This window comes from Hungatella hathewayi WAL-18680 (assembly GCF_000235505.1).
Taxonomy (GTDB): domain Bacteria; phylum Bacillota; class Clostridia; order Lachnospirales; family Lachnospiraceae; genus Hungatella_A; species Hungatella_A hathewayi_A.
Window position 1 is genome coordinate 2,709,128 of record NZ_JH379027.1, and the last position, 23,160, is coordinate 2,732,287.

Below are 23,160 nucleotides of genomic sequence, written 5' to 3' on the forward strand. Positions count from 1 at the left end.
GGTACAATGGCGTACCGGGGTTAATTTTTTTCTCGCCTGCGTCATATGATAAAAACCTTTTGCAAAATTCCTCTTCTTGTTATATACTATAAAAGAGTTTGTACAAGAATCAATTGGAAAGAGGATGGAGAACGATTATGGCGATTTTAGAGACATGGAGAAATCTGGCTTACGGTGAGGGCCTGGACGATAAAGAGAGAGAGAATTTCTGGGCTGGATATTTTACGATTGAGAAGGGAATCTACGAGAAGATTTTGTCCAATCCCACGGAAGTGATTGAGGGAACGGTGAAGGAGCTGGCTGAGAAGTACGAGACAGAGGTTCTGATTATGACCGGATTCCTGGATGGAATCAACGAGAGCTTGAAGGGCTACGAGAACCCTATCGACACCATGGAAGAGGACACCGTGGTGAAGATTGAGATTGACCCGGAGAAATTATATTACAACATGGTGGAAGCCAAGGCTGACTGGCTGTACAACCTTCCGATGTGGGAGGACATTCTGCCGGCGGAGAAGAGAAAAGAACTCTACAAGGAGCAGAAGAAATCCGGAACCATCGTCAAGGGACCAAAGGTGGGAAGAAATGACCCATGTCCATGCGGCAGCGGATTGAAGTACAAGAAGTGCTGTGGCAAAAACCAGTAATATCCATAGGAAAACCAAGGGGAAAGCAGGGCGCAGACAACAGGCGTTCTGCTTTCGTTTATCAACTGTTACCATATCAGTATGACAAAGGAGAGAGATGACATGGATGCCTACACCAGCTTTGCGTCGGTCTATGATACCTTCATGGACAATATTCCCTATGAGGAGTGGTGCGCATATCTTCGGGAATTGCTGACAGAATATGGAGTGGAGGACGGACTGGTGCTGGACCTTGGCTGCGGCACGGGAAGCGCGTCGGAACTTCTCTCCGCCATGGGCTACGACATGATAGGCGTGGACAATTCCGGGGAAATGCTCCAGATCGCCATGGAAAAACGGGCGGAGTCCGGCAGGGACATCCTGTATCTGCTCCAGGACATGCGGGAGTTTGAGCTGTACGGCACTGTGAGAGCCGTCATCAGCATCTGCGACTCCATGAACTATGTGACGGAATATGAGGATTTGGTGACGGTCTTCCGCCTGGTGAACAATTACCTGGACCCGGAGGGCGTCTTTATCTTTGATATGAATACTGTATACAAGTATGAACAGCTGCTGGGAGACAACACCATCGCCGAGAACCGGGACGACTGCAGCTTCATCTGGGACAATGACTACGACAAGGACACCATGATAAACGAGTACGATTTGGCCCTGTTTATCCGGGAGGAGGATGACCTGTACCGGAAGTATGAGGAGACTCATTTCCAGAAGGCGTATGACCTGGAGACAGTGAAACAGGCCATTGTGGAAGCCGGTATGGAGTTTGTGGCGGTCTATGACGCCTTTACGAAGGAGCCGCCGAAGGCGGACAGTGAGAGAATCTACGTGATTGCCAGAGAGCAGGGGAAAGATGCTGGCCGGATGTCATGCGGATGAATTTCGGGCGGGATGGATGAACCCTTACAGACCGGATAAAAAATAACTGCCAGGAAACAGGCAAGGGCGCCGGCCGGACATCCGGCGGTTGAATTCAAACTGGGCTGACCCAAAATAGTTACAGTGATAGATTGAAAGCGTCATTTACAGACAGAAAGAGGTTAGATTATGACAGATTATATCATACGTGCAACCGCGGCAGACGGGGAAATCCGTGCATTTGCCGCCACAACCAGAGACCTGGTGGAGGAGGCCCGCAGCGCCCACAACACCAGCCCGGTGGCGACGGCCGCCCTGGGGCGTCTCTTAACCGCCGGTTCCATGATGGGCTCCATGATGAAGGGAGAGGACGATTTACTGACCATCAAGATTCAGGGAGACGGACCCATCGGCGGTCTGACCGTGACGGCGGACTCCAAGGGGGATGTGAAGGGCTACGTCTTTGAGCCCTCCGTCATGCTGCCGCCAAACGCCCAGGGCAAGCTGGATGTGGGCGGCGCGCTCGGTGTGGGTGTCTTAAGCGTGATCCAGGATACGGGCATGAAGGAGCCCTACGTGGGACAGACCATTCTGGTCAGTGGCGAGATTGCCGAGGACTTGACTTATTATTACGCCACCTCGGAGCAGATACCCACCTCCGTGGCTCTCGGCGTTTTGATGAACCGGGACAATACCGTGCGCCAGGCCGGCGGTTTTATCATCCAGCTGATGCCGGGGGCGTCGGAAGAGATGATCGGCCGTCTGGAGAGCAGACTGGCGGAGATATCCTCCATCACCTCCCTGCTTGATAAGGGTCAGTCTCCGGAGGAGATACTGGAGCACATTCTGGGGGAATTCAACCTGTGCATCACCGACAGGATGGACACCCGTTTCACCTGCAACTGCGACAAAGCGCGGGTGGAGAAGGCATTAATCAGCATTGGGAAAAAGGATTTGCAGGAGATGATAGACGACGGCAAGCCCATCGAGGTGAACTGCCATTTCTGCAATAAAAATTACACGTTCGAAGTGGAAGAGTTGGAAGAACTTTATAACAAGGCCAGCCACTAGGCGGTTTTTGACGTGAAAAGGGGCTGTCACCGAAATTCAGTGGCAGCCCCTTTGTAATCACGTACGGTGTAACACTATATCTTCCTTCTTACATAAACATGACTTATATATAGAATGAAAAAGGTACACTGGTAAAATGATTATTGTACTACGGTTACGTTGATAGCCTGTGGGCCCTTAGCTCCGTCGGTTACGTCGAATTCGACAGTAGCGCCTTCTTCCAGAGACTTGAAACCGTCCATAGCCAGTCCTGAATAATGTACGAATACATCTGTTCCGGACTCGTCGGAAATGAAGCCGTAACCTTTTTGGTTGTTAAACCACTTAACTGTACCTCTGCTCATGATGATACCTCCAAAATAAAATAAAAATAATAGTATAGCTGCCATATTCTGTGCAACTTCCCTAAGAATAGCATACTATGAAAAAGGTGTCAAATAGTTTCACATAAAATAAAAAAATTTTGAATAAAATGAGGAATGAGGATGAAATTTGCAAATGTATGGCATCATTTTGTGACAATTACGGAACATAAATGGCTGGTGCTGAAAAACTGCTTCCGGGTGGGGCTGTACCGCCAGGGACTGTGCCATGACATGTCCAAATACAGCCCGGAGGAGTTCTGGACCGGAGTCCGCTACTATCAGGGCAACCGCAGTCCCAACGCGGCGGAGCGGGAGGTCTTTGGCTACTCCAAAGCCTGGCTTCACCACAAGGGCAGGAACAAACATCATTTTGAATACTGGATTGATTTTTCTCTTGATTTTAAAGAAGGTCTGGTGGGCCATAAAATGCCTTTAAAATATGTGATAGAGATGATGATGGACCGGATTGCCGCCTCCCGTGTATACAAAGGGAAGGCCTACACGGACAGCTGTCCGCTGGAATACTATAATTACAGCAAAGATTACATCGTCATCCACCCGGAGACGAGACAGCTGTTGGAAACCCTGCTTTACATGCTGAGGGACGATGGCGAGGCGGCTGCATTTTCCTATATGAAAGAGCTTCTGAAAAAAGGAACTTACTGAAAACGGTATAAATTCATCCCTGCGGAACAAACTAACCCATGAGAATCAGTTGTTAGCAAAGGAGCAGGAAGATGAGAGACGAATATCAAAATCAGAAGACGAATCAGGAAGCCAGCACGGATGAGAAAAAGAAAGAAAAAGAGATAGAGCAAAAAGAAGACGAAAAGCTGGAAGAATATGGGCAGATGACGCTGGAGAAAAATGCCGGCAGGAAGAAAATCCATCTGCTTTCCATCATCGGCGAGATTGAGGGACATGAGAATCTCTCCGGCAACAGCAAGGCCACCAAATACGACCACGTGCTGCCACAGCTGGCGGCCATCGAGGACAACGACGAGGTGGAGGGCATGCTGGTGCTGTTAAATACCTCCGGCGGCGATGTGGACGCGGGACTTGCCATCGCGGAGATGATTGCGTCCTTAAGCATTCCAACCGTGTCCCTGGTGCTGGGCGGCAGCCATTCCATCGGCGTGCCACTTGCCGTGTCTACCGACTATTCCTTCATTGTGCCGACCGGTACCATGATGGTGCATCCTGTGCGCATGACCGGCATGGTCATCGGGGCGTCCCAGACCTACGAGTATTTCGAGATGATTCAGGACAGAATCTTGAGCTTCGTGTCAGGACATGCCACTATCGCCTACGACCAGGTGAAGCGGCTGATGCTGAACACGGAGATGCTGACCAGGGATTTGGGAACCGTTCTCGTGGGGGAGGAAGCTGTCAAATGCGGACTCATCGACGAGGTGGGCGGAATCCGGGACGCGCTGGACAAATTATACCGGATGATGGAAGAGAGTGAGACAGGGGGCCGGAACGGCCGCAGCGCAAACGAGCCCAGATGATTCTTGCAATTTGCCTCCTTTTTTTGTATACTGTTTATTGGAATTGTAGAGGGTTTATGAAGGAGGCTTTGTTTTCGTGGCTAGCACAACTAATAAGAGCAAAAAAACGGCTGCGTCCAAAAAGACGACAACCAGAACAAAGAAACAGACACAGACAAAGAATAGTGGTGGGGACAGCAGTTTTATCCGTTCCGAGGTGTTGATTATCGCGTCGTTCGCCATCGCGGTCCTTTTGTTTTTGAGTAATTTTCATCTGTGCGGCGTAGCAGGTGATTTTTTGAGAAAGGTGCAGCTTGGAATCTTCGGTATGGTAGGGTTTGTTGCACCTGTTCTTTTATTTGTGGGGACATGCTTTTATCTGTCCAACAAGGGGAACCCCATCGCCAGCTTGAAGATAGCCGCCGTGGTGGCGGCCATTCTGACGCTGTGCGCCCTGGCCCAGATGATGTTTGGCGGCGGCTATGTGGCCGGACAGAAACTGACGGAGAGCTTTCTGGCGTCCTCCGTCAAGGGAGCGGGCGGCGGCTGGCTGGGAGCCCTTCTGGTGATGCTGCTGGGCTCCGTGCTGGGAACCGTCGGGACCTATCTGGTGCTGTCGGTGCTTTTAATCATCTGTATCGTCTGCATCACCGAGAAATCAGTGGTGGCGGTGGTCAAGAAGGGCGGTGACAAGGCCTACCAGTACGCCAAGGAGGACGCGGACAGACGGAAGATCCTGCACGAGGAGCGAAAGGAAGAGCGGCGCAGACTGCGGGAAGAGCAGAAGGTCCGCGGCGTCAATCTGGACTCCACCAAGCTGGTGGAGGAGACGGAGAGCAAACCGTCGTTCTTAGATGACTTGGAGGAGAAGCCGGACGAGGCCGCGGCGGCTGTGTCGGCTGTGCCGGCTCCGGAGACGGCGGAGGAAACCGGAGATATCCCCGGCGTTCGGAAGGCCGACATTTTCACCGGCAGTATCGCTATGCCGGAGCAGTACATAGATGATGACAACGATACGGTTCCGTTTGACGAGGAGGACGAGATAACGCCTGTTCCAGCGATGAAGGTGATTCCCGGCGGTCTTGGCCAGATGGAGGACGGAAAAGAGATAGTACTCAAAAAAGATGTCCGGACCCTGGAGGAGATGGATATCGTGGACGACAGCCTCTATCCGACGGAACAAGCGGAGGACGGCGTCAATTACAGCGAATTCTTTATTCCTGAGGAGCCGAAACGGGTGGAGACCGCTTCCGGCAAAATCATTGAGACCGATACGGAGATGCTTAAGAAGAAGCTGGAATCCAAGCGGGCGGAGGCAGCCAAGGACGGCGACATCAGCGTGGCGGAGCAGATTAAGCAGAAGCCGGTGGTGAAGAAGGAATACAAGTTCCCGCCGCTCAGCCTGTTAAAGCGGGGCAGCAAGGTCAATGGCTCCTACTCGGAGAAGGAGTACAAGGAGACGGCTATCAAGCTCCAGCAGACCCTCCAGAACTTCGGCGTGGGCGTCACGGTGACCAATGTCAGCTGCGGCCCGTCCGTAACCCGGTATGAGCTTCACCCGGAACAGGGCGTGAAGGTCAGCAAGATTGTGGGGCTGGCGGACGACTTGAAGCTGAGTCTGGCGGCGGCCGATATCCGTATTGAGGCGCCGATTCCCGGCAAGTCGGCTGTGGGCATCGAGGTGCCAAACAAAGAGAACAACATTGTGCTGCTCCGTGATTTGCTGGAAGCGGAGGAGTTTAAGAACAGCCAGTCCCGGTTATCCTTTGCCGTCGGCAAGGACATCGGCGGCCAGGTGGTGGTGACCGACGTGGGCAAGATGCCCCATCTTCTGATTGCAGGCGCCACCGGCTCCGGTAAATCGGTCTGCATCAACACGCTGATTGTGAGCCTGATATACAAGTCAAGCCCGGAAGACGTGAAGATGATTATGATTGACCCGAAGGTGGTGGAATTGAGCGTCTACAACGGCATTCCGCACCTGCTGATTCCGGTGGTGACCGACCCGAAGAAGGCGGCCGGGGCGTTAAACTGGGCTGTGGCGGAGATGATGGACCGCTACAAGAAGTTTGCGGATTATAATGTCCGTGACTTAAAGGGATATAACGCCAAGGTTGAATCGATTAAGGACATTGAGGATGAGAATAAACCTCAGAAGCTGCCTCAGCTTGTGATTATCGTGGACGAGCTGGCAGATTTGATGATGGTGGCTCCGGGAGAGGTGGAGGATGCTATCTGCCGTCTGGCCCAGCTGGCCCGTGCGGCGGGAATCCATCTGATTATCGCCACCCAGCGGCCGTCCGTCAACGTTATTACCGGACTGATTAAGGCCAATGTGCCGTCCCGGATTGCATTTTCCGTGTCATCGGGTGTGGACTCCAGAACCATCATTGACATGAACGGGGCGGAGAAACTGCTGGGCAAGGGCGATATGCTGTTCTATCCGGCGGGCTTCCAGAAGCCGCAGCGTGTACAGGGCGCTTTCGTGTCCGACCAGGAGGTCTCCAAGGTGGTGGAATTTTTGACCAAACAGGAGATGGTGACGGATTACAACCCGGATATTGAGAAACAGATTACGGCTCCGGCCGCACCGGAGGTGCAGGAGAGCCAGAACAGCCGGGATGAATATTTTGCCCAGGCCGGAAAGTTTATTATTGAGAAAGACAAGGCATCCATCGGCATGCTTCAGCGTATGTATAAGATAGGGTTTAACCGTGCGGCCAGAATCATGGACCAGCTGGCGGAGGCCGGAGTGGTCGGCGAGGAGGAGGGAACCAAACCCCGCAAGGTGCTGATGAGCATGGAAGAATTTGAGAATATGATGGAACAGGGTCTGTAAAAACATATACCAAAGGAGGAGCGTCATGAAGACAGATATTCAGATTGCACAGGAGGCCGAGATGCTTCCGGTAAAGGAAGTAGCGGCGGTCTATGGGATTACCGAGGACGATTTGGAACTTTACGGCAAGTACAAGGCCAAACTCACCGACGAGCTCTGGGAGAAGGTGAAAGACCGCCCGGATGGAAAACTGGTGCTGGTGACGGCCATCAACCCGACTCCGGCCGGGGAAGGCAAGACGACCACCAGTGTCGGCCTTGGAGATGCCTTAAAGCGGCTGGGAAAGAAGACCATGATTGCCCTTCGGGAGCCGTCTTTAGGGCCCTGCTTTGGCATCAAGGGCGGCGCGGCCGGCGGCGGCTATGCGCAGGTGGTTCCCATGGAGGATTTGAACCTGCATTTTACAGGGGATTTCCATGCCATCACATCGGCCAACAACTTACTGGCGGCCCTTCTCGACAATCACATCCAGCAGGGCAACGCTCTCGGCATTGATACGAGACAGATTTTGTGGAAACGCTGTCTCGACATGAATGACCGGGTGCTGCGCAATGTGGTGGTTGGTTTAGGAGCCAAAGCGGACGGCGTGGTGAGAGAGGACCATTTTGTCATCACGGTGGCGTCTGAGATTATGGCGATTCTCTGTCTGGCTTCCGACATGGACGATTTGAAGGAGCGGCTGGGACGGATTATCGTGGCATACAATTATGCGGGAGAGCCGGTGACGGCGGCGGATTTACACGCGGTGGGTTCCATGGCGGCTCTGCTGAAAGATGCCATCAAGCCCAACATTATCCAGACGCTGGAGCACACGGGAGCGCTGGTTCACGGCGGCCCATTCGCCAACATTGCCCACGGCTGCAACAGTGTCCGTGCTACAAAGACAGCCCTGAAACTGGCGGACATTGTGGTGACGGAGGCCGGATTCGGCGCGGATTTGGGCGCGGAGAAATTCCTGGATATCAAATGCCGCAAGGCCGGGTTAAAGCCGGACGCGGTGGTTCTGGTAGCCACGGTCCGGGCGCTGAAATACAATGGCGGCGTGCCGAAAAATGAGCTTGGCACGGAGAATCTGGAGGCGCTTAGAAAGGGCATTGTAAATCTGGAGAAGCATATTGAGAATATTCACAAATATCACGTGCCGGTGGTGGTGACGTTAAACTCCTTCACCAGCGATACCGAGGCGGAGTACGCCTTTATCAAACAGTTCTGCGAGGAAAAGGGCTGTGAGTTCGCGTTGTCTGAAGTATGGGCAAAGGGCGGCGAGGGCGGAGAAGCCCTGGCACAGAAGGTGATTACCACTCTGGAGACGAAGGAGAGCCACTACGAGGCACTGTATCCGGATGAGATGAGCCTGAAAGACAAGATTCGGACGGTCGCCACGGAAATCTATGGGGCGGACGGCGTCTCCTACGCACCGGCGGCAGAGAAGGCCCTGGCCAGAATTGAGGAGATGGGATTTGGAAACTTCCCGGTATGTATGGCGAAGACCCAGTACTCCCTGTCCGATGACCAGACGAAACTGGGACGCCCAGCCGGATTTACGGTAAATGTGAGAGACGTCTACGTGTCGGCCGGCGCCGGGTTTGTGGTGGTGCTGACAGGCGCGATTATGACCATGCCGGGACTTCCGAAGAAGCCGGCGGCAGAGGGCATTGACGTAAACGCGGAGGGCGTTATCACGGGATTGTTCTGATTATTTTGAGATTGTGCCGGTGGAATCAGTTGTGGGAAGGAACCCGCGCAAAATCCCTTGTTGGGACAGAAAATGAAAGAGATAGATGGAGGACCCATATGAGATTGAAGGATTGGCTGGAGGATGTCACTTACGAGTTACTTCAGGGAAGTCCGGAGGAAGAGGTGACGGACGTCGTCTACGATTCCAGGAAGGCGGCGCCGGGAGTGGTGTTCGTGTGCATGAAGGGAACCCGGGTGGATTCCCACGATTTCATCCCGGAGGTGACAAAACAAGGCGTCAGAGTCCTGGTTGTGGAAAAACCGGCAAAGGAGCTTCCGGCTATTCCGGAGGAGATAACCGTCATCCGGGTGGAACATGCCAGGGAGGCATTGGCGGTATTGTCGGCGGCCAGATTTGGATATCCGCTTAAGAAGATGACCAGCATCGGCGTTACAGGCACCAAGGGAAAGACCACCACCACCTACATGATAAAGGCGATTCTGGAGGCGGCCGGCCGGAAAGTGGGGCTGATTGGAACGGCGGGGGCTATCATCGGCAGCCAGACCTACCAGACCAGAAACACCACGCCGGAGTCCTACGAGCTCCAGTCCTACTTTGCCCAGATGGTGGAGGCGGGCTGTGAGTATGTGATTATGGAGGTGTCCTCCCAGGGGCTGAAAATGCACCGGGTGGACGGCATCCGTTTTGACTACGGCCTGTTCACCAACATTTCCAGAGACCATATCGGGCCGGATGAGCATGCGGATTTTGAGGAGTATTTATATTACAAGTCGCAGCTGCTGAGACGGTGCCGGGTGGGGCTGGTGAACAAGGATGACGACCACTACGAGGACATCATCGCCCAGGTGGACTGTGAGTTACATACCTTCAGCCTGGATGCTGATTCCGATTTCAAGGCGGAGAATATCCGGTATGTGTCGGAGCCTGATTTTGTGGGCGTGGATTTCCTGGTGAGCGGCGCCTGCCAGCTGGAGGTGCGGCTGAATATTCCGGGGAAATTCAATGTCTACAACGGGCTGGCGGCGGTTGGCGTCTGCAGTCTGATGGGGATTCCGGAGGACAGCATCTGCCACGGCATGGAGCATATCTATGTCAACGGGCGGATGGAGATTGTCCACACGTCTCCCAGATGTACGGTGATTGTGGATTACGCCCACAATGAGGTCAGCATGGAGAGTCTGTTATCCACACTGCGGGAATACCACCCGAAGCGGCTGGTCTGCGTCTTTGGCTGTGGCGGAAACCGCTCCAAGGAGCGGAGATACACCATGGGCGAGGTGGGCGGCCGTCTGGCGGATCTGTCCATCGTGACGGCGGATAATTCCAGATACGAGAAGGTGGAAGATATCATCGCCGACATCCGCGGCAGCATCGAGAAGACCGGCGGGGCCTTTATCGAGATACCGGACCGCAGGGAGGCGATTGAGTACAGCATCGTCCACGCCCAGCCCGGGGATATGATCGCGGTGATCGGCAAGGGACACGAGGACTACCAGGAGATTAACGGAGTCCGTTACCCCTTCCTGGACCGTCAGGTGATTGAGGAAGTATTCAATAAGCTGGAAGAGCAGGGAATGGAATAGAGATGGAAGAGATAACGGTAAAAGAGATTGTGGAGGCATCCGGCGGCAGACTGTTGTGCGGCCGGCCGGAGACTCCTGTGGAGCATATTAGCATTGATTCCAGGACGATGAAGGGGAACGATTTGTTCGTTCCCCTGATTGGCGAAAAGGTGGACGCCCACCGGTTCATAATGCAGGCGATTAACGCGGGGGCCGTGGCGGTATTTACCAGTGAACATGATCAGATGGAGGAGGAGCAGTCCGGCGGCGCGGCCTGGATACGGGTGGAGGATACGAAGAAGGCCCTCCAGTCCGTGGGCGCCTGGTACCGGAGCCGTCTGAACCTGCCCTTAATCGGCGTTACCGGCAGTGTGGGGAAGACCACCACCAGGGAGATGATAAGCGCCGCCCTGTCGGCAGGGTATCGGGTCTATAAAACGCCCGGCAACCATAACAGCCAGGTGGGGGTGCCCACTCACCCTCGTCGGAGATAAGCTCTAAGGATGAGATAGGCGTTATTGAGCTGGGGATGAGCGAGCCGGGAGAGCTGACGGTGATTGCCCGCATTGCCCAGGTGGATATGGCGGTGATCACCAACATTGGCTTGTCCCACATTGAGCAGCTTGGGACCCAGGACAATATCTATCTGGAGAAAATGAGCATTCAGGACGGCTTGAAACCGGGTGGGATTCTCTTCCTCAACGGGGATGACGAGTGGCTGAAGAGGACGAAGGCCAGGAAAGGATTCTCCACGGTCCATTATGGGCTGTCGGAGTCCTGCAGCTACCGGGCGGCGGATGTCTGCACGGTGGACGGTTATCCGTCCTTTACGGCAGTTCACGGCGATGAGCGGGTTCCGGTGCGGCTCCAGGTGATGGGGGCGCACCAGATATTAAACGCGCTGGTGGCTTTGGCCGTTGCGGATAAGAGCGGCGTGCCCATGGAGGAGGCGGCGAAGACCCTCTCCCAGTTTACGGGATTTGAGGGGCGGCAGCAGATTTACCGGGAAGGCGGACTGACGATTATCGACGACAGCTACAACGCCAGCCCGGTGTCCATGAAGGCGGCGATTGATATTCTGGTGTCCATGAAACCGGCCGATTCCTGCACGGAAGGGCGCCGTATCGCTGTCCTGGCGGATATGAAGGAACTTGGGGAACATGCCCCGCGGTTCCACTATGAAATCGGCGAATATTTGGCAGAGCTGCCGGTGGATATGGTGGTGGCATACGGGGAGCTGGCCCAGGAGATAGCCAAAGGAATTGAGGCGCATACCGGCGGCATTTCCATCTATCGTGTTTCGGATAAGGAAGAGCTGACGGCGTTTCTGGACAGGGAACTGAAGACAGGAGACAGCGTGCTGTTTAAGGGCTCCAACAGCATGAAGTTAGGAGAAGTGGTAAAACATGTACGCCAATATCATCATTGATATTTCCCACGAAAAAGTGGATAGAACCTTCCAGTACCGGATTCCGGAGCGGCTGGAAGGGGCCGTGAAGGTGGGAATGCAGGTGTTTATTCCCTTCGGTTCCGGCAACCGGCAGAGAAAAGGGTATGTGGTAGAGATAACCGACACGCCGGAGTACGACGAAGACAAAATCAAAGAGGTGGCTGGGACGGTGGCAGGCAGTGTGTCGGCCGAGTCCCAGCTGATTGAACTTGCATGGTGGATGAAGGAGCGTTACGGCTCCACCATGAACCAGGCCTTAAAAACCGTGCTGCCGGTGAAGCAGAAGGTAAAGGCCGTAGAATATAAGAATATCCGGTGCCTGATGGGAAGAGAAGAGTTGTTAAATGAGATTGCCCAGGCACATAAAAAAGGCTATAAGGCGAGAGAACGTCTGCTCCGGGTACTGGCAGAAACTCCCGTCTTTCCCTATGCGGTGGCATTAAACCAGATGAATCTGTCCCAGGCCACCTTAAAGCCCATGATAGAGAAACGGATGATTACCCTGGATTCCGAGACGGTCTACCGCAATCCGGTGAAGGACATAGAGCGGGAGACCAGCCGGGTGGAGTTAAACAGCCAGCAGCAGTCGGTGGTGGATGACTTTTGTGAAAAATATGACAATGGCATCCGGGGGACATCCCTGGTTCACGGCATCACGGGAAGCGGCAAGACAGAAGTCTACATGGAGCTGATGGCCCATGTGATGAGCCAGGGCCGTCAGGTGATTGTGCTGATTCCTGAGATTGCGCTGACCTACCAGACGGTGATGCGGTTCTACAAACGGTTTGGGGGCGTGGTGTCCATCATCAATTCCCGGCTGTCCCAGGGGGAGCGCTACGACCAGTTTGAGCGGGCCAGAAGGGGAGAGATTCAGATTATGATTGGTCCCCGCTCGGCGTTATTTACCCCCTTTGACAATCTGGGGCTGATTATCATTGACGAGGAGCATGAGGGGGCTTACAAAAGTGAACTGTCCCCCCGCTATCACGCCAGAGACGTGGCTATCTACCGGGCGGGGATGAATGGGGCCAGCGTAGTGTTGGGCTCCGCCACCCCGTCTCTGGAAGCCTATTCCAGGGCCTTGAAGGGAGAATTCACCCTCTATACCCTGGATATCCGGGCCAAGGCGGACAGCAGTCTGGCGGCGGTTCAGATTGTGGATTTGCGGGAAGAATTAAAGGCGGGCAATAAATCCATCTTCAGCCGGCAGTTACAGGCCATGATGGAGGAGCGGCTGGCGAAGAAGGAGCAGATGATGCTGTTTATCAACCGGAGGGGCTATGCCAACTTCGTGTCCTGCCGCTCCTGCGGGGAGGCCATCCGCTGTCCTCACTGCGATGTGACGCTGACTCTTCACGAGCGGAGAGGTTATGGGGCCGGAAGCCGGAGTGGAAGCAGGCTGGTCTGCCATTACTGCGGCTACACCATCCCTATGCCGGAGCAGTGTCCCTCCTGCGGCTCCCCCTATATCGCCAATTTCGGCGTGGGGACCCAGCGGGTGGAGGAGATGACGAAGGCCCTCTTTCCGGAGGCCAGGGTATTGCGGATGGATTTGGACACCACCTCGAAGAAGGGGGGACATGAGGAGATACTCACCGCCTTCGCCGAGGGGGAGGCGGACATCCTGATTGGAACCCAGATGATTGTAAAGGGACACGATTTCCCCAATGTGACGCTGGTGGGGATACTGGCGGCGGACTTGTCGCTGTACTCCTCGGATTTCCGGTGCGGGGAGCGGACCTTCCAGCTGCTGACCCAGGCGGCGGGCCGGGCGGGGAGAGACAACCTGCCGGGGGACGTAGTGATTCAAAGCTACAACCCGGAGCATTACAGTATCGTGTGCGCGGCCAGCCAGGATTATGAGACCTTTTACCGGCAGGAGATGAGCTACCGCTCGGTGCTTCGGTATCCGCCGGCCTGTGAGCTGTTGTCCGTCATGATGGCCTGCAAGTCGGAGGAACTGCTGACGACGGCCATGGAGCAGGTGGCGGAGTGGGTGAAAACCGATGAAAACCAGGAGAAACTGCAGGTCATCGGCCCGGCCCAGGCCCCTATATACAAAGTTAAGGATATTTATAGAAAAATTTTATATTTGAAACAGGAAAACTATGATATACTAATAAGAATTAAAAACAGGCTGGAAAAGCTGACGGAGGAAGCCGCCTGGTATGATTCCGTGATGATACAGTATGATTTTTCCTGATAAATCCGAGTGCAGAATCGTCTGTTTTGGCAGACTTTGCACCGGGCTTTCGCGGCCGCATTGGCGGCCGCGGGAAAGATAGAGTGAAAAAAGATAACACAAAGAGAAAGGATAGACAGAACTATGGCAGTGAGACAGCTTCGCTATATCGGCGATGAGATTTTGACAAAGCAGTGCAAACCGGTGAAGGAGATAACACCCCGGATTACCGAATTGATTGAGGATATGTTTGAGACCATGTACGAGAACTTCGGCGCGGGACTGGCGGCTTCCCAGGTGGGAGTGTTGAAGCAGATTGTGACCATCGATGTGGATGACGGCCACCAGTATGTGCTGATTAACCCGGAGATTATTGAGGAGGAAGGCGAGCAGACCGGTCCGGAAGGGTGCCTTAGCGTCCCAGGAAAGTCCGGTATTGTGACGAGACCCCAGAAGGTCAAGGTGAGAGCCTACGACGAGAATATGGAGCAGTTTGAGCTGGAGGGCGAGGATCTGCTGGCCCGCTGCATCTGCCACGAGTGCGCCCACTTAAAGGGCGAGCTGTATGTCACCCGGGTGGAAGGCGAGCTGACGGACGTGACGGCCGACGACGATGAGGAAGAAGAGGAGTAAGCATGCGGATAGTATTTATGGGAACTCCGGATTTCTCGGTGCCCACACTGGAGGCGCTGGTGAAAGCCGGACATGATGTGGTTGGTGTGGTAACCCAGCCGGACAAACCGAAGGGCCGCGGCAAGGCGGTTCTCATGACGCCGGTGAAGGAGAAGGCGGTGGAGCTTTCCATCCCGGTTTACCAGCCGGTGAAGGCCAGGGATGAATCATTTATCGAGACGCTCCGGGAATTACGGCCGGATGTTTGCGTGGTGATTGCCTTCGGCCAGATTCTTCCAAAGGCGGTTTTAGACATTCCAAAGTACGGCTGTGTCAACATTCACGCTTCCCTGCTTCCCAAGTACCGGGGTGCCGCTCCCTTACAGTGGGTGGTGCTAAACGGTGAGAAGGAGACCGGCATCACCACCATGATGATGGATGTGGGGATGGATACCGGTGATATGCTGGAAAAAGCAGTTGTCCCCATGGACGACAAAGAGACCTACGGAAGCATTCACGACAAGCTGTGCGTGCTGGGCGGAGAGCTGATTCTCTCCACCTTAAAAAAGATAGAGGACGGAACCATCGTCCGCACGCCCCAGAAGGATGAGGAAGCCACCTACACGAAAAAGATTGTCAAATCCATGGGCGATATTGACTGGACTATGGAGGCGGCTGTGATTGAGCGATGGATCCGCGGGTTGAATCCGTGGCCCAGTGCCTACACATCCTGGAAGGGGAAAACCCTGAAAATCTGGGATGCCGATGTGGTAAACGAGGAATATCCGGGAAGCTGCGGGGAAGTGATTGCGGTGGAGAAGGATTCCATTCTGATGAAGACGGGAAAGGGCGCTCTGGCGTTAAAATCCCTCCAATTGGAAGGAAAAAAACGGATGGATACGGATGCCTTCCTCCGGGGATACCAGATAGAGAAGGGAACCATACTGTGTGCCGCTTCAAGCGAAAGAGTCCCTGAAGCGTGAGGGAAGGAACCATTCACCGTATGGATATAGAAGATAAAGGAGTGATTTGAATGGTACTAGCATTTGGATATGGATACTATGGATACGGGATGTTCTTTGACCCGACAATGATACTGGTTCTGATTGGCGCGGTGCTGTCTATCTGGGCGTCCGGCCGGGTACAGAGCACATTTCGCAAATATTCCAGCGTCCGCAGCCGTTCCGGCATGACGGGGGCACAGGCGGCGGAGCGTCTCTTAAACTCCCAGGGCATTTACGATGTGACCATCCGCCCGGTGTCCGGCCAGCTGACCGACCACTATGACCCAAGAAACAAGACCCTGAATCTGTCGGAGAGCGTCTACCAGTCGTCCTCCGTGTCCGCCATCGGTGTGGCGGCCCACGAGTGCGGCCACGCCATCCAGGACAATGTGGGCTACGCCCCTTTAAAGCTGCGCGGCGCCTTTGTGCCGGTGGCCAATCTGGGCAGCAGTCTGGCCCTGCCACTGATTCTGATCGGATTTTTCCTGGGCGGAGGCGGAAGCTTTCTGGTGCAGGTGGGGATCTGGATGTTTGTGCTGGCCATTCTGTTTCAGGTGATTACCCTTCCGGTGGAGTTTAACGCGTCCAGCCGTGCCGTGGCGCTGCTTGACCAGACCGGAATTTTAGCGGGGGAAGAGGTGGGACAGACGAGAAAAGTGCTGTCAGCCGCGGCCCTGACCTATGTGGCGGCAGTGGCGGCCTCCGTGCTTCAGCTGCTGCGACTGTTAATACTGTTTGGAGGAAGACGTGACAACGACTAAAACCACCGATGGAAGAGAAATCGTACTGGATATTCTTTTGGAGGTGCTGGAAAAGGGAGCGTACAGCCACGTGGTGCTGCGCCAGGCCCTGAACAAATACCAGTACCTGGAAAAACCGGAGCGCGCCTTTATCTCCCGGGTAACGGAGGGCACGCTCGAGTATCTGATTCAGATAGATTACATCCTGAATGAATATTCCAAAGTAAAAGTGAATAAAATGAAACCGCTCATCCGCAATCTCATGCGGATGAGTGTGTATCAGATTCTGTATATGGACCGCATTCCGGATTCCGCCGTCTGCAACGAGGCGGTGAAGCTGGCGGTAAAGCGGAAGTTCCAGGGCCTGAAGGGCTTTGTCAACGGAGTCCTGCGGACCGTGGCGCGGGAAAAAGATAACATCACCTTCCCGTCCGACGACATCCGTTACTCCGTCCCCAAATGGCTGTACGACAAATGGGCGGAGTCCTATGAGGCGGACACTCTTCACCGGATGCTGGAACAGTTTCTGGCAGACAGTCCCATGACGGTCCGCTGCAATCTCCACCTGGCTTCAAAAGAGCAGATTGTGGAGAGTCTGGCAGCCCAGAAGGTGACCGTCCGTGAGACCGCCTACATTCCGGAGATGTTAGAGCTGGCGGATTTTGATTATCTGGAGAGTCTGGACGCGTTTCAGAAGGGCTGGATTCAGGTCCAGGATGTCAGCTCGGCCCTGGTGGGTCTGGCGGCCGCCCCCAAAAAGGGTGACTACTGTATCGACGTGTGCGGCGCCCCCGGCGGCAAGAGCCTTCATCTGGCCGACTTGCTTGACGGAACCGGCCACGTGGATGTCCGGGATTTGACCGAGTATAAAGTACAGATGATACAGGAACATATCGACAGAACCGGATACACGAACATAGAAGCGAAGGTCTGGGATGCCCTGGAATTGGATGATTCCTCCATCGGGCAGGCCGACATTGTTCTGGCCGACTTACCCTGCTCCGGTCTTGGCATCCTCGGCAGAAAGCCGGACATCAAAAACCGGGTGACGCCGGAGGATTTAGAGTCACTGGCCGCCCTTCAGCGGCAGATGCTGTCTGTGGTATGGCAGTATGTGAAGCCGGGAGGGACGCTGGTGTTCAGCACCTGCACCATCAACAGACAGGAGAACGAAGAAAATGCTGCCTGGTTTGCAAGGGAATTCCCCTTTGAGCCGGTGAACATAGAAGGAAGATTAGGAGAGAAACTTGAGGAAGCCACTATGAAGCAGGGCTATATCCAGCTGCTTCCGGGAATTCATTCCTGTGACGGATTTTTCCTCTCGGTATTTCGAAGAACATCATGATGGAAAAAGAAGATATCAAATCAAAAACACTGGAAGAGCTGAGTGAGGAGCTGACCGCCCTGGGGCTGCCAAAATTCCGGGCAAAGCAGGTATACCAGTGGCTTCACGTCAAGCTGGTGGAAGGCTTTGACGAGATGACCAACATTTCCAAAGAGCTTCAGGGAAAGCTTGGGGAGCGGTATGACTTGAAGGTGCTGACGCCTGTGGATGTGAAGATTTCCCAGATAGACGGCACCAGAAAATACTTATTCCGGCTGGAAGACGGCAATGTGATTGAGAGCGTGCTGATGAAATACAAACACGGCAACTCCGTCTGCATTTCCTCCCAGGTGGGATGCCGGATGGGATGCCGGTTCTGCGCCTCCACCCTGGACGGCTTGGAGAGAAACCTGACGGCCTCGGAGATGCTGGAACAGATATACCGCATCCAGTGCCACACCGGGGAGCGGGTGTCCAACGTGGTCATCATGGGTTCCGGGGAGCCCATGGACAATTACGACAATGTACTCCGGTTTATCCGGCTGTTGTCGGACGGAAACGGGTTAAATATCAGCCAGAGAAATATCACGGTCTCCACCTGCGGCATTGTGCCGAAGATGAAGGAACTGGCGGACGAGAATCTGCAGATTACCCTGGCGCTGTCCCTTCACGCGCCCAACGACACGGTGCGCCGCTCTCTGATGCCCATCGCCAACCGCTACACCCTGGACGAGGTGATGGAGGCCTGTCACTACTACTTTGACAAGACCGGCCGCCGGCTGACTTTTGAGTACAGTCTGGTCAGCGGCGTCAATGACAATCTGGAGGAAGCGAGGGCATTGACGGCATTGATTAAGGACCAGCACGGCCACGTCAATCTGATTCCCGTCAACCCCATCAAGGAGCGGGATTACGTCCAGTCCAACCAGAAGGCCATCGCCGATTTCAAAAATCTGCTTGAAAAAAATGGAATTAATGTTACTATAAGAAGGGAAATGGGTCGCGACATCAACGGGGCCTGCGGACAGCTGCGAAAAAGCTACCTGGAGGAAAACCAGAGCGGGGAGAGCAGTCCGTCTGAGAGTATGACAAATAAGAAAAAGGAGGAATGAGGAAATGCAGGCATGTGCAAAGACCGATGTGGGAAGAATCCGAACACATAATCAGGACTTCATCTATTCCTCATCCGAACCTGTCGGAAGTTTACCGAATCTGTTTCTTGTGGCGGACGGTATGGGAGGACATAAAGCGGGCGATTACGCGTCCCGTTTTGTGGTGGAACATCTGACCGCCTATGTAAGGCAGTCGGACAGCAAAGAAGTGGTGCCTATGTTACAGGAGGGCATCTGTGATATCAACCGGCAGTTATATAACCGCTCCGTCAATTCGGAGGAGTTATCCGGCATGGGGACGACACTGGTGGCAGCCACAGTGGTGGGCAATATCCTCTACGTGGCCAATGTGGGGGACAGCCGCCTGTATCTGCTCAGAGACCATGTGGTGAACCAGGTGACCAGAGACCACTCCTATGTGGAGGAAATGGTGGCGTTAGGCCAGATGGTCCGTGGAAGCAAGGATTATCAGGAGAAAAAGAATATCATCACCAGGGCCATGGGCGCCGACGAGGAGATTCACGCGGATTTCTTCTCAGTGGAGTTAAAGCCGGGGGATTATTTCCTGATGTGTTCCGACGGCCTGTCCAATATGGTAAATGAAGACGAGATAGGCTGGCTGGTCTACGAGGACAATACGCTGGAGGAGAAGGTATCCAATCTGATAGCGGCGGCCAACGACCACGGCGGAAAAGACAACATTGCAGCCATACTGGTTGAGCCCCAGATAAGTGAGGTGAATCCATGTTAAGACCGGGGATGTTTTTGCAGGACAGATATGAGATACTGGAGGAAATCGGCTCCGGCGGCATGTCTGACGTATATAAGGCCAGATGCCACAAGCTGAACCGTCTGGTGGCGATCAAGGTATTGAAGGAAGAGTTCAGCAGTGACGAGAGCTTCGTCAGCAAGTTTAAGATGGAGGCCCAGGCCGCGGCCGGGCTGTCCCACCCCAATATCGTCAACGTCTACGACGTAATCGACGAGGGAAGTCTTCACTATATTGTGATGGAGCTGATTGAGGGCGTCACGTTAAAGAATTACATAGCGAAACGGGGAAAACTGGATGTGAAGGAGGCGGTGGGTATCTCCATTCAGGTGGCCCAGGGAATTGCGGCCGCCCATGAGAGAAACATTATCCACCGGGACATCAAGCCACAGAACATGATTATCTCCAGGGACGGCAAGGTGAAGGTGGCTGATTTCGGCATCGCCAGGGCGGCGACGGCCCAGACCCTGAGCTCCGCGGCTATGGGCTCCGTGCACTACATTTCCCCGGAGCAGGCCAGAGGGGGGTATAGCGATGCCAGAAGCGACATCTACTCCCTGGGAATCACCATGTATGAAATGCTGACGGGACGGCTGCCATTTGAGGGGGACAACACGGTGACGGTTGCCCTGGCCCATCTGGAGGAGCCGATTACCAGGCCCAGCCATTATAACCCGGCCATTCCGGTCAGTTTAGAGAGCATTATCCTGAAATGTACGGAGAAGAAACCGGAATACCGGTATGCCAATATCAACGAATTGATTGCCGATTTGAAGTATGTGCTGGTGAATCCGGATGAGAATTTTGTGACTATGAATTCCGGGGAGCCGGATTATTCGGAGACCATCACCATCTCCCCCAAGGAGCTGGATGTCATCAACAAGGGACAGAAGACCTACAAGCCGTCTGCATCCCCGGGAAGAAGACGCCAGGAAGCGGTGGATGATGACGATGTGAATCCCAAGATTGAGAAGCTGATGACGGCGGTGGGAATCGTGGTTGCCATTTTGATTGTGGCCATTCTTATCTTTGTGTTCTCCAAGCTGGGCGGACTGTTCAGCTTAGGCTCCGGTGGAAAGACGCCGACTACCACGACAGAATCCGTGGCCGTGACGGAGTCAACCTCCCTGGCCGATACGGAGGTGTATATGCCGGATGTGTTGAATCTTCCGGAGGACATCGCAGAGGCCAAGTTAAAGGACAGCACTCTGGTGATGAAGATAAGCGGATATGAGGATTCGGAGACGGTGGAGAAGGGCTATGTGCTCCGCCAGGAGACGCCGGAAGGCGCCGTGGTATCCAAGTATTCCACAGTCAACGTGATTCTGAGCAACGGTACCAACACGGTGACGCTGGCAGAATTGTCACTGACCGGCCTGAATGCGGAGGCGGCCAAATCCCTGCTGGAATCCAGGCAGATTGTGGTTGCCATCAATGAAGAGTCCAACGAGACGGTGGAGAAGGGAAAAGTGCTCCGCTACGAGCCGGAGAAAGCGAAGCCCGGCGAGACCGTGACCCTCACTGTCAGCTCCGGACCGGCGGCTCCTTTAGTGGAGGTGCCGAATATCACAGGCGTCACCGATGAGGTGGCCCAGGAGATGATGGCGGACTATGGATTTATCAAGGGAGAAGTGACCGAGGAATTCAGTGATACCATTCCGGCGGGCACCGTGATCAGCCAGGTGGCTGTGGCCGGCACCCAGCTGGCGGAGGGAAGTCCCATTGACTATACCCTCAGCAAGGGACCGGATTACTCCTCCAAGCGGTATGTGGCTTCCATCAGCGAGACCTACAACCTGACCAATTTAATCGGACCGGGGGCGGATTCCTCCAGTATCCAGGTGTCCATCCGCTTAAAGCAGATGGTGAACAACGAACCTGTCTACAAGGAGCTGATGCAGCCGAAGACCATTACCGGCCAGGACCTTCTTCCGGTGAATTTCCCAAGCATTGAGGGCGTTCCGGGAGTAGAGACCGGGGAAGTGGAGATAATAGACGTAGCTTCTGGGGCTGTGATTAAGTCCTACCCAATTAAATTTTTTGCAATGGAGATAGAATAGGAAGTATCGATGACAGGAAAGATTATCAAGGGAATTGCCGGATTTTATTATGTCCATGCAGGACAGCAGATTTATGAGTGTAAGGCCAGAGGGGTATTCCGCAACCGGAAGTTGAAACCTCTGGTGGGGGATAATGTGGAGATAACCGTGCTGGATGAGGAGACGCTGGAGGGCAATATCGATGAGATACTGCCCCGCAGCAACACCCTGGTCCGCCCGGCGGTGGCCAATATTGACCAGGCGCTGGTGGTGTTCGCCATCACCCACCCGTCGCCTAATTTAAATCTGCTGGATAAATTTCTGGTGATGATGGAGAGACTTGAGATTCCGGTCACCATTGTGTTTAACAAGATTGATTTGACCGATGAGGTCGAGATGAATACGTACCGCTCCATCTATGAGCCCGCCGGATACCGGGTGCTGTTTGCCAGCGCCAGTGACGGTGACGGGATGGAGGATATCCGTGCCCTGATACGGGGAAAGACCACGGTGCTGGCCGGACCCTCCGGCGTGGGCAAGTCCTCCCTCACCAACATTCTCCAGCCCCTGGCGGCTATGGAGACCGGAGCCATCAGCGAGAAGATACAGCGGGGGAAACATACCACCCGCCATTCGGAGCTGTTCTTCGTGGAGGAGGACACCTACATGATGGATACGCCGGGGTTCAGTTCCATGTATGTTGAGGATATGCAGGCGGAAGAGTTAAAACATTATTTTCCGGAATTTGAGCGGTATGAGGAAGCGTGTAAGTTTCTGGGCTGTGTTCACATCGGAGAGAAGGTCTGCGGCGTCAAGGATGCGGTGGAGCGGGGCGAGGTGAGCCGGAGCCGGTATGAGAATTACCGGCTGTTTTACCAGGAACTGAAGGAAAAACGAAGATACTAGACTGGTTTGGTGGACTGTTAATCGATTGCTGATGACTGAGTGGAGAGACAAAAGGAGAGACTGATGATGAGAATACTGGCGCCGTCGTTACTGGGGGCAGATTTTAAACACATGGAGCAGGAGATACGGGCCGTGGAAAAAGCCGGAGCCCAGTACATTCATCTGGATGTGATGGACGGGGCCTTTGTCCCCAGCATTTCGTTTGGCATGCCGGTGATTGCTTCCCTGAGAAGCTGCACGGAGCGGGTATTTGATGTCCATATGATGGTGGAGAAGCCGGAGCGGTATATCGACGATATCCGGGCCTGTGGGGCGGATATCATCTGTGTCCACGCGGAGGCCTGCATCCATCTGGATTCCGTGATTTCCAGGATTAAAGCGTCCGGCGCCAGGGCGGGAGTGGCGTTAAATCCGGCCACGCCCATCCATGTGCTGGAGCAGATTCTGCCACAAGTGGATATGGTGTTAATCATGACCGTCAATCCCGGCTT

19 protein-coding genes and 1 pseudogene are annotated in these 23,160 nt (G+C 54.2%); 19 read left to right on the forward strand and 1 reads right to left on the reverse strand.

The window, feature by feature from the left end:
• Positions 1–137 precede the first annotated feature (137 nt).
• The 3 genes from HMPREF9473_RS12145 (at position 138) to hslO (ending at position 2,576) form a co-directional block, all read left to right on the forward strand.
• The gene (locus HMPREF9473_RS12145; protein ID WP_006780407.1) at positions 138–647 is read left to right on the forward strand and encodes an SEC-C metal-binding domain-containing protein; all 510 of its coding nucleotides are present in this window, start codon (positions 138–140) and stop codon (positions 645–647) included.
• A 102-nt stretch (positions 648–749) separates the two neighbouring features.
• Complete coding sequence (locus tag HMPREF9473_RS12150) at positions 750–1,526, forward strand: class I SAM-dependent DNA methyltransferase (RefSeq protein ID WP_006780408.1); 777 nt, start codon at positions 750–752, stop codon at positions 1,524–1,526.
• A 168-nt stretch (positions 1,527–1,694) separates the two neighbouring features.
• Positions 1,695–2,576, forward strand: a complete 882-nt coding sequence (gene hslO, locus HMPREF9473_RS12155; protein WP_006780409.1) for an Hsp33 family molecular chaperone HslO — start codon at positions 1,695–1,697, stop codon at positions 2,574–2,576.
• Positions 2,577–2,716: 140 nt separating this feature from the next.
• Here the strand turns inward: hslO and HMPREF9473_RS12160 are convergent, their stop codons facing one another.
• On the reverse strand, positions 2,717–2,920 hold the full coding sequence (locus tag HMPREF9473_RS12160) for a cold-shock protein (RefSeq protein ID WP_006780410.1): 204 nt from the start codon (positions 2,918–2,920) through the stop codon (positions 2,717–2,719).
• 141 nt (positions 2,921–3,061) lie between these two features.
• Between HMPREF9473_RS12160 and HMPREF9473_RS12165 the strand changes: the two genes are divergently transcribed.
• The 16 genes and pseudogenes from HMPREF9473_RS12165 to HMPREF9473_RS12240 all read left to right on the forward strand — a co-directional run.
• Positions 3,062–3,607, forward strand: a complete 546-nt coding sequence (locus HMPREF9473_RS12165) for a DUF5662 family protein (RefSeq protein WP_006780411.1) — start codon at positions 3,062–3,064, stop codon at positions 3,605–3,607.
• A 71-nt stretch (positions 3,608–3,678) separates the two neighbouring features.
• A complete protein-coding gene (locus HMPREF9473_RS12170; protein ID WP_006780412.1) occupies positions 3,679–4,452 on the forward strand; it encodes a ClpP family protease in 774 nt (257 codons plus the stop codon).
• 76 nt (positions 4,453–4,528) lie between these two features.
• Positions 4,529–7,270, forward strand: coding sequence for an FtsK/SpoIIIE family DNA translocase (locus tag HMPREF9473_RS12175; RefSeq protein ID WP_006780413.1), 2,742 nt, complete (start codon positions 4,529–4,531; stop codon positions 7,268–7,270).
• 25 nt (positions 7,271–7,295) lie between these two features.
• Entirely contained in the window at positions 7,296–8,966 is a 1,671-nt protein-coding gene (locus HMPREF9473_RS12180) for a formate--tetrahydrofolate ligase (protein WP_006780414.1), read from the forward strand.
• 98 nt (positions 8,967–9,064) lie between these two features.
• Positions 9,065–10,552: a UDP-N-acetylmuramoyl-L-alanyl-D-glutamate--2,6-diaminopimelate ligase gene (locus HMPREF9473_RS12185; protein WP_006780415.1), complete on the forward strand. Its 1,488-nt coding sequence runs from the start codon at positions 9,065–9,067 to the stop codon at positions 10,550–10,552.
• A gap of 2 nt (positions 10,553–10,554) precedes the next feature.
• A pseudogene (locus HMPREF9473_RS28745) lies at positions 10,555–11,960 on the forward strand (UDP-N-acetylmuramoyl-tripeptide--D-alanyl-D-alanine ligase).
• The gene (gene priA, locus HMPREF9473_RS12195; protein ID WP_006780418.1) at positions 11,938–14,184 is read left to right on the forward strand and encodes a replication restart helicase PriA; all 2,247 of its coding nucleotides are present in this window, start codon (positions 11,938–11,940) and stop codon (positions 14,182–14,184) included. Before HMPREF9473_RS28745 ends, priA begins: the two are co-directional and overlap by 23 nt.
• Before the next feature lie 123 nt (positions 14,185–14,307).
• Complete coding sequence (gene def, locus HMPREF9473_RS12200; protein ID WP_006780419.1) at positions 14,308–14,796, forward strand: peptide deformylase; 489 nt, start codon at positions 14,308–14,310, stop codon at positions 14,794–14,796.
• 2 nt (positions 14,797–14,798) lie between these two features.
• The gene (gene fmt / locus HMPREF9473_RS12205) at positions 14,799–15,758 is read left to right on the forward strand and encodes a methionyl-tRNA formyltransferase (protein WP_006780420.1); all 960 of its coding nucleotides are present in this window, start codon (positions 14,799–14,801) and stop codon (positions 15,756–15,758) included.
• 50 nt (positions 15,759–15,808) lie between these two features.
• Complete coding sequence (locus HMPREF9473_RS12210; RefSeq protein ID WP_006780421.1) at positions 15,809–16,540, forward strand: zinc metallopeptidase; 732 nt, start codon at positions 15,809–15,811, stop codon at positions 16,538–16,540.
• Positions 16,527–17,864: a 16S rRNA (cytosine(967)-C(5))-methyltransferase RsmB gene (gene rsmB, locus HMPREF9473_RS12215; RefSeq protein WP_006780422.1), complete on the forward strand. Its 1,338-nt coding sequence runs from the start codon at positions 16,527–16,529 to the stop codon at positions 17,862–17,864. The genes HMPREF9473_RS12210 and rsmB overlap by 14 nt, the downstream gene beginning before the upstream one ends.
• The gene (rlmN, locus tag HMPREF9473_RS12220; RefSeq protein WP_080568861.1) at positions 17,864–18,955 is read left to right on the forward strand and encodes a 23S rRNA (adenine(2503)-C(2))-methyltransferase RlmN; all 1,092 of its coding nucleotides are present in this window, start codon (positions 17,864–17,866) and stop codon (positions 18,953–18,955) included. The genes rsmB and rlmN overlap by 1 nt, the downstream gene beginning before the upstream one ends.
• Before the next feature lie 4 nt (positions 18,956–18,959).
• Positions 18,960–19,706 (forward strand): Stp1/IreP family PP2C-type Ser/Thr phosphatase, encoded by a 747-nt coding sequence (locus HMPREF9473_RS12225; protein ID WP_006780424.1) that lies wholly within the window; start codon positions 18,960–18,962, stop codon positions 19,704–19,706.
• Positions 19,700–21,784: a Stk1 family PASTA domain-containing Ser/Thr kinase gene (pknB, locus tag HMPREF9473_RS12230; RefSeq protein WP_006780425.1), complete on the forward strand. Its 2,085-nt coding sequence runs from the start codon at positions 19,700–19,702 to the stop codon at positions 21,782–21,784. The genes HMPREF9473_RS12225 and pknB overlap by 7 nt, the downstream gene beginning before the upstream one ends.
• Positions 21,785–21,793: 9 nt before the next feature.
• Entirely contained in the window at positions 21,794–22,669 is an 876-nt protein-coding gene (rsgA, locus tag HMPREF9473_RS12235) for a ribosome small subunit-dependent GTPase A (RefSeq protein WP_006780426.1), read from the forward strand.
• Positions 22,670–22,735: 66 nt separating this feature from the next.
• Positions 22,736–23,160 (forward strand): ribulose-phosphate 3-epimerase (locus tag HMPREF9473_RS12240; RefSeq protein WP_434061518.1); only part of this gene is annotated, 425 nt, incomplete at its 3' end.

What these genes read in the sequence shown, in the direction of transcription:
- HMPREF9473_RS12145 (WP_006780407.1), top strand. Translation starts at nt 138, where the DNA reads ATGGCGATTTTAGAGACATGGAGAAATCTGGCTTACGGTGAGGGCCTG.
- HMPREF9473_RS12225 (WP_006780424.1), top strand. Translation starts at nt 18,960, where the DNA reads ATGCAGGCATGTGCAAAGACCGATGTGGGAAGAATCCGAACACATAAT.
- HMPREF9473_RS12165 (WP_006780411.1), top strand. Translation starts at nt 3,062, where the DNA reads ATGAAATTTGCAAATGTATGGCATCATTTTGTGACAATTACGGAACAT.
- HMPREF9473_RS12210 (WP_006780421.1), top strand. Translation starts at nt 15,809, where the DNA reads ATGGTACTAGCATTTGGATATGGATACTATGGATACGGGATGTTCTTT.
- pknB (WP_006780425.1), top strand. Translation starts at nt 19,700, where the DNA reads ATGTTAAGACCGGGGATGTTTTTGCAGGACAGATATGAGATACTGGAG.
- HMPREF9473_RS12170 (WP_006780412.1), top strand. Translation starts at nt 3,679, where the DNA reads ATGAGAGACGAATATCAAAATCAGAAGACGAATCAGGAAGCCAGCACG.
- HMPREF9473_RS12160 (WP_006780410.1), bottom strand. Translation starts at nt 2,920, where the DNA reads ATGAGCAGAGGTACAGTTAAGTGGTTTAACAACCAAAAAGGTTACGGC.
- def (WP_006780419.1), top strand. Translation starts at nt 14,308, where the DNA reads ATGGCAGTGAGACAGCTTCGCTATATCGGCGATGAGATTTTGACAAAG.
- HMPREF9473_RS12180 (WP_006780414.1), top strand. Translation starts at nt 7,296, where the DNA reads ATGAAGACAGATATTCAGATTGCACAGGAGGCCGAGATGCTTCCGGTA.
- priA (WP_006780418.1), top strand. Translation starts at nt 11,938, where the DNA reads ATGTACGCCAATATCATCATTGATATTTCCCACGAAAAAGTGGATAGA.
- HMPREF9473_RS12150 (WP_006780408.1), top strand. Translation starts at nt 750, where the DNA reads ATGGATGCCTACACCAGCTTTGCGTCGGTCTATGATACCTTCATGGAC.
- HMPREF9473_RS12185 (WP_006780415.1), top strand. Translation starts at nt 9,065, where the DNA reads ATGAGATTGAAGGATTGGCTGGAGGATGTCACTTACGAGTTACTTCAG.
- fmt (WP_006780420.1), top strand. Translation starts at nt 14,799, where the DNA reads ATGCGGATAGTATTTATGGGAACTCCGGATTTCTCGGTGCCCACACTG.
- rsgA (WP_006780426.1), top strand. Translation starts at nt 21,794, where the DNA reads ATGACAGGAAAGATTATCAAGGGAATTGCCGGATTTTATTATGTCCAT.
- hslO (WP_006780409.1), top strand. Translation starts at nt 1,695, where the DNA reads ATGACAGATTATATCATACGTGCAACCGCGGCAGACGGGGAAATCCGT.
- rlmN (WP_080568861.1), top strand. Translation starts at nt 17,864, where the DNA reads ATGGAAAAAGAAGATATCAAATCAAAAACACTGGAAGAGCTGAGTGAG.